Raw genomic sequence first — 5,698 nt, forward strand, 5'->3', positions numbered from 1 at the left:
GTGAAGGCTGGACCCACGAGGTCAAGTTCGACGGCTACCGATCGCAGATGATCATCGATGAAGACGGCACACGCATTTATACGCGCAACGGCCACGACTGGACGGCGAAATATCGCGACCTGGTGAGAGAGGCCAAGCGCCTTGGTGCCGAAAGCGCCATTGTCGACGGCGAGATAGTCGTTCTGAACGACAAGGGCCTTTCGGACTTCGCAGCGCTGCGCAAAGCCATTACCCGCCGGCAGCACGACTTGTATTTTGTTGCCTTTGATCTGCTTCATCTTAACGGCCACGATCTGCGCGATATGGCGCTAGAGGAGCGGCGCGAGATCCTGGCCGGCATGATCGAGCCCGGCGGGCGTATTCAGTTCAGCGAGCCCTTGCCGGGGGAAGCCAAGGCCATCTTTCACTTGCTCGACAAGGCCGGACTTGAAGGCATGGTGTCGAAGCGGAAGGACAGCAAATACCGAAGCGGTCCGTCGACCAACTGGCTGAAGGCCAAGTGCTATGCGATTGACGAGTTCGATCTGCTCGGCGTCGAGCGTGAAGCGGGCAAGCCGGCTTTCGCTCTGATGGCTGAGCGCGGCACCGGGCGCTATGTCGGCAGCGCATTCGTCACCTTGAACCGGGAAATGCGCGAGAGGCTATGGAAACGCGTCCAAGAGCACCCAGGCACGGCGCCCAAGGGCGTCATGAAGCGGCCTGCGACGCAATGGGTCAAGCCGGGCTGATCGGCCGCGTGAAGCACTTGCGTGTGGAGGATGACCTGCGGCATGCATCGCTGCAGGACTTCCGCGAGGAGAACAAATAGCAGCTCCACAACTGGCCATCGCTTTTGCGAGAGGCGCGCATCCCAACGCCGCAAAGGCCGAGCTGAACGCGATACCGCAGGAACTCGCCTCACGCTGATCAACGGTTAACACGGCTAAGGACGCCTAACACTGTCATTGCAAAGAATAGGAAAGGAGTTTTTAGACATTCATTCATCTATCCGTGCTTTCTAATGAGCTATGTCTTTCAGCACCTTCACCCGGATATTGGAGGATGTCGTGGATGATAATTGATGCCGTCAGCGGAGGTTTCCGCATGGCACATCTTACCGCCGACTACGCCTATCTGATCGCGTTCCCGTTTTTCGATCAATACCCAATCAATCACTCAACGACTGTCACCGTCCCGCTGGTTGCGAGCAAAATCCCGCCGGCCTTGGTTTGGAAAAGGGGCCATCCTGGATGCGAATTATGACAAAGATTTTTGAGATCCTGGTGGGAAGCATGGCGATTGGAGCCGTTCTCGCAAATCTTTGCATGCCGGCGAACGCCGCAGTTGGCGACGACGGAACCACTGCCCCCACTGGCACGAGCGGTGCCACTGTCGGAACCGAGTCCCCCGACCATCCGACCAATACGGATCTGCCTCGCATTGTCGACGCTATGTCGAGCGCCGAAATCACTCGGTTCAAGAAGCGCTGCATCGACGTGATCGAGAGCCGGGGCGTTTATGATCGTGACCTGCGCCAGCTCTGCCTGCTGATCTGGCGCCACTAACCAAACCGTTCGCAAGTGCCGGAGCTGTCGACATGACACTCTCCAGTTCCGACAGTAGAGGCCCGCCCACCGAAAGGTTGGCGGGCTTTTAGCTAGCGGCCCTTACCCTACGGTTGGGTAAGTGTTTCCGCCCGATTATCCGCGCCCTAAAAGCGCATCCCCTCGATGCCATCTTCACGCACTTCCCAATCATCCCCACCGTCTAAGTCCGAATGCTTGGCCCTGAAGGTTTCAAGATAGTCGACTATCTGAGGGTCGTTCGGGTCGAACGCTTGCCAATGTGGATCATCATCGACGTTGGCCAGATCGAGAAACTCGGTGATGTCCACCCCGCCATTGAGGGCGGCGACGCCAGAGTTCAAGCCGATGTATCTCAGGTTGAAGTCAAAGCGAAAATCGGGTGACCGGAAGAACTTGGCCCTGTCGCAGTCCGGGAAAGGCCGGGCTCGGAAGTGGTCCATCAAGCGCTGCTTTTCAGCGATGCCTTCAGTAACTGAAATCATGTATGTTTCCGGCCGTGACAGACTTTCGTTGATCCGGCCGGCCGGCTTCCTCATGGCGCCCCAGAGGTGAGGCAAGCCAATTGCAGAGAAGAAATCCTGACCGATCGATTCGCCGGGCCAAAATTTAGGGTTGTATGGTCGAACGACAACACGATCAGGTCCGAGCGCCTCAACAAACGGTCGCAGGATTTCGTAGAAATCAAGTTGATATTCCGCGACTTCGATGGGGCCCGTCAGGTAGTCTTTGACGCATTGCGCATACACGCTCTCAAGCAAGTGATCGAAGCGCCGCAAATAGAACACCACCTTCACCTCGGCGCCAATATCCAACAGACCCTGAAAAAAAGATGGATGAGTGCTGGCTCGCGAAAATTCCTCGCCTGACATCAGCAACGTCTCGCAATCGGAATCGAGTGCGAAGAACGCGCCAACGTTCTGCTCAAACGATTTGCTGTCGTCGTAACCGATTGCGGCTATGCTGTGCTGCGGCCCGAACGCTTCATTGGCCGGGTCGTGGGGGTCGGGGTAATGGATCGAGTTCCCCGCCAACAGATCCCGATTGGAGGCCAGGCTCGCCTGAAGATAAGAGCTTCCAGTCTTGTGAATTCCGCAATGCAAAATAAACTTCTTATAGCGCCTCAATGGCCGCCACTCCCGTTCACTCCTGATTGTTTATCAGGCGCCACTGCGTGCGCTCGGGACCATACCATGGACCGCAGTTGGTGGCATTACCCCGAATGCATACGGCAGGGCAGATGACGGACGCTAGTCCGCGGCGACATTGCGCCGGTGCTTCCAATCGAACGAAACGCCGGCCGGGGCCAGGCGGTAAGTGCTCTCGCCGGAGGTGGATCAGACAGTATGAGCGGCATTGATCTGATCTCCAATCTCGCAGCGACCATGGCTCCGGTCATGGAGCAGATGGGCGTTATCGCAGCTTCAGAACTCGGTCCCGAAACGCTGCAAGATCGAATTCGCGCCGAGGCTTATGCAAGCGGAAGCGTGGTGGTCGGCCGATATGAGGTGGGCTGCGTGGTCACGACGAATGTAGGCACCACGGTCATGCGCCCGCGCTCCCCTCGTCCAGCCCGCTCGAGCTGAAATTGACTGCTCAACGATGGAGGCGGAGAAGGCGCACTAGAGCGGTCCGACCGCTACAGCGATAGCGCCATCAAGACAGCGCTGCTACGTCAGAGCAGCAGGTGAATTGTCACAAGCTCGATGATCAGCAAAACGGCGCACACCGTGCCCGCAAGGGCATAGCCTCTCCAATAGGCACGGATATCCTGATCGGTTTGGAATGCTTCTAGCCAGAGCCCGTCGGGGAAGACGCCAAGGCAAATTGGGATAGGCATCGCGGCTGGCACGATTGTATCAGGTGCTAAAGCATCTCTGCCCAACATGCAGGCGGCTCTCTGACCGCGAAGAACGCATATTAGCCTGCGCTAACTAATGGCGAAAGCCCTTCATCGAAATATCGCCGGCCTGTCCTGATTGTCTCTTTGGTTCTTTCAAACTGGGCAATGGCGTGTCGCCGCAGGAGAGCGGGACAAAGAACAACATCGTCTAGCCCCCTTGACCTGCCAAGAGGCATCTGAACAGGAAAAGGTGACGAAAAGCGCCAGGCGGCGCCGCAAGGCGAAGCTGTGTACGATCTGGAGCTCGCTACCGATCAGGTCATAGCTGGCTCCGGCGCCCCCCAGACCATCTGGCCGCTGGCGAAAATATGCGATCCTGCTAAACTTATCCCGTGTGAACACACATGAATGGGGGCTTTGTGCCGGTATCATATGACCTCATTGGCAAGACAGCCGTCGTAACCGGCGGAGCAAAGAGTATCGGCAAGGCAATCGTAGAGCGCCTTGTAGCGTCGGGTGCTTCAGTGCACGTGTGGGATCGAGATCAGATCGAACTGAAGGGTGTGGTGTCTACGAAGGTCGATATTACCAGCCGCGATCAGGTAACCCATGCGATCAACATGATCGTCGATCGTGGCCTGCGTATAGACGTTCTGGTTAACAACGCCGGTTATCTAGGAACCCTTCACCCGTTTGACCAACACGAACCTGCAGACTGGCGAAGCATCATCGAAACCAATCTGATCGGCACGATGCAAGTGACGCAGTTGGTTTTGCCCCACATGCGAAAATGGGGTGTTGGCCGCATTGTCAATATGGGCTCTTTGGCGGGCAAGGAAGGACTTGCCAACCTTGCCGCCTATTCAGCCTCCAGCGCAGGTATCGTAGTCTTCACAAAGGCGCTTGGGCGTGAGGTTGCCAATACAAACATACGCGTGAACTGCGTCGCTCCTGGGCCAATCGATACTGACATGATCCGAAACCTCGGGGTCGCAGCTGTCGAGACAATGATCGCCGATAGTCCAATGAACCGGCTCGGCCGGGTCGAAGAAGTTGCCCACATGGTGGCCTGGCTGTGCTCGGACGCCAGCAACTTCAATACCGGCGCGGTATTCGACATGTCGGGTGGGCGGGCGCGTTACTAAGCGCCGACTGTCTCGGTGCTTTCAGGTGGCCCGGCGTCACCGTGGACCAAATACTCCCACCCCTAAACGGCGACCTATGTGATCCCCTCATGGCAACTCTGCGGTACGAGGTAAGGCGGGAACCGGATGGGACGTGGACGGTGTTCGACGTGTTCACCGGGCAGCCGGCTATTATGGTGGGCCACCCTTCTGTCGACCTTCCCGACATGGAGTATGCTGAAGAGCTGGCAGCCATCCTGAATGCCAACAACCTGAAGCATAGGCTATATCACGGGAGGTCCCCGAAGGTTCGCCTGACCGAGGTGGCATGACAAGTTAGCCATTCAACCAGCCTTCGTACTGCCCATCCAGGATGGCTCGTCCGATTCCGAGCAAGCATTAGTTATTGAACTACCGACTACGACGGTCTTAAATCGACTTCCCATTGCGTTTCGTAGGGAGGATGTGATGGGCAAGGTGGTGCCAATTCGCAGGGCCACGCCTTGCGTGGAAGTAGTCGGAGCCAGTGGCGAATGGGTAGGGTCGTCCGCATCATAGAGACCGACCAGGAAATTACACGCTCATTCGGCCTGAATCGTTTGCGCTGTCCTTCGCAGAAAGCCAGCGGATACGCCTGCATCTCGACAAAAAGCTCTGGGTGAACGGTGCTAAATCCCCGAGCCGTCCAGTTGCTGGCTGTCTTGCCTCCCCAGGGCGCCGGCATGGAGGCTCGGTTTCGGCAGTAACGTCGAGACGATGCGCTCGACGAGCCTGAAGGTCGATCGTGAAAAATCGGACGCTCAAAGCTCCTGCCTCGGGCCGCGTTCTCGCCGCTCAATGATCGTCGAACTGCCTGCGTAGGTGATCAGGTGAAACCAGACCTATTCCTCGCCCGTCACGCCTCTCTTTCAGCCGTGCGACGACTACATGCTGGCCGCTTTCTGAGGATTTTCACCGCGAAGCTGACGGTCCGCTTGCGGCCCCATCTCAGTCATACCGATCACAGGCAGGGCGTGAAGCGCGCGTCGCATTGCGAGTAGGGAAGGTAGTGTGCTGAGAGTTCTGCAATTCGCTGAGAGAGGGCGGTCATGGCAGGCTGGTGATGTTCAACGTCACCGATTCCCTGGAAGGAACGCCACCATGACCAAGACAGAAGGTAAATCGACCAG

Annotated in this window: 8 protein-coding genes; 6 read left to right on the plus strand and 2 right to left on the minus strand. The window is 57.2% G+C overall.

The window, feature by feature from the left end; all coding sequences use genetic code 11:
- The 3 genes from NKJ76_RS32100 to NKJ76_RS32110 all read left to right on the plus strand — a co-directional run.
- The coding region (locus NKJ76_RS32100) for an ATP-dependent DNA ligase (RefSeq protein ID WP_502902379.1) at positions 1–728 on the plus strand (728 nt) is incomplete at its 5' end.
- Positions 729–1,083: 355 nt separating this feature from the next.
- Entirely contained in the window at positions 1,084–1,242 is a 159-nt protein-coding gene (locus NKJ76_RS32105) for a hypothetical protein (protein ID WP_155929886.1), read from the plus strand.
- Entirely contained in the window at positions 1,239–1,544 is a 306-nt protein-coding gene (locus tag NKJ76_RS32110; protein ID WP_023673877.1) for a hypothetical protein, read from the plus strand. The genes NKJ76_RS32105 and NKJ76_RS32110 overlap by 4 nt, the downstream gene beginning before the upstream one ends.
- 146 nt (positions 1,545–1,690) lie before the next feature.
- Here the strand turns inward: NKJ76_RS32110 and NKJ76_RS32115 are convergent, their stop codons facing one another.
- Positions 1,691–2,689, minus strand: a complete 999-nt coding sequence (locus tag NKJ76_RS32115; RefSeq protein ID WP_023690590.1) for a hypothetical protein — start codon at positions 2,687–2,689, stop codon at positions 1,691–1,693.
- Positions 2,690–2,908: 219 nt separating this feature from the next.
- On the opposite strand from NKJ76_RS32115, the gene NKJ76_RS32120 reads away from it, so the two are divergent.
- Positions 2,909–3,148, plus strand: a complete 240-nt coding sequence (locus NKJ76_RS32120) for a hypothetical protein (RefSeq protein ID WP_023695015.1) — start codon at positions 2,909–2,911, stop codon at positions 3,146–3,148.
- 89 nt (positions 3,149–3,237) lie between these two features.
- Here NKJ76_RS32120 and NKJ76_RS32125 read toward each other — a convergent pair whose 3' ends face one another.
- Positions 3,238–3,450, minus strand: a complete 213-nt coding sequence (locus tag NKJ76_RS32125) for a hypothetical protein (protein WP_023695016.1) — start codon at positions 3,448–3,450, stop codon at positions 3,238–3,240.
- Between the two features lie 359 nt (positions 3,451–3,809).
- On the opposite strand from NKJ76_RS32125, the gene NKJ76_RS32130 reads away from it, so the two are divergent.
- Positions 3,810–4,550 (plus strand): SDR family NAD(P)-dependent oxidoreductase, encoded by a 741-nt coding sequence (locus NKJ76_RS32130; RefSeq protein WP_023673881.1) that lies wholly within the window; start codon positions 3,810–3,812, stop codon positions 4,548–4,550.
- Between the two features lie 140 nt (positions 4,551–4,690).
- Positions 4,691–4,861, plus strand: a complete 171-nt coding sequence (locus NKJ76_RS32135) for a hypothetical protein (protein ID WP_245262835.1) — start codon at positions 4,691–4,693, stop codon at positions 4,859–4,861.
- Positions 4,862–5,698: the final 837 nt, after the last annotated feature.

The sequence above is a fragment of the Mesorhizobium sp. M0029 genome, assembly GCF_040323735.1.
Taxonomy (GTDB): Bacteria; Pseudomonadota; Alphaproteobacteria; order Rhizobiales; family Rhizobiaceae; genus Mesorhizobium.

Bases quoted from the DNA above. Each gene is read 5' to 3' on its own strand.
- NKJ76_RS32105 (WP_155929886.1), top strand. From the start codon at position 1,084: ATGGCACATCTTACCGCCGACTACGCCTATCTGATCGCGTTCCCGTTT.
- NKJ76_RS32110 (WP_023673877.1), top strand. From the start codon at position 1,239: ATGACAAAGATTTTTGAGATCCTGGTGGGAAGCATGGCGATTGGAGCC.
- NKJ76_RS32120 (WP_023695015.1), top strand. From the start codon at position 2,909: ATGAGCGGCATTGATCTGATCTCCAATCTCGCAGCGACCATGGCTCCG.
- NKJ76_RS32125 (WP_023695016.1), bottom strand. From the start codon at position 3,450: ATGTTGGGCAGAGATGCTTTAGCACCTGATACAATCGTGCCAGCCGCG.
- NKJ76_RS32130 (WP_023673881.1), top strand. From the start codon at position 3,810: ATGAATGGGGGCTTTGTGCCGGTATCATATGACCTCATTGGCAAGACA.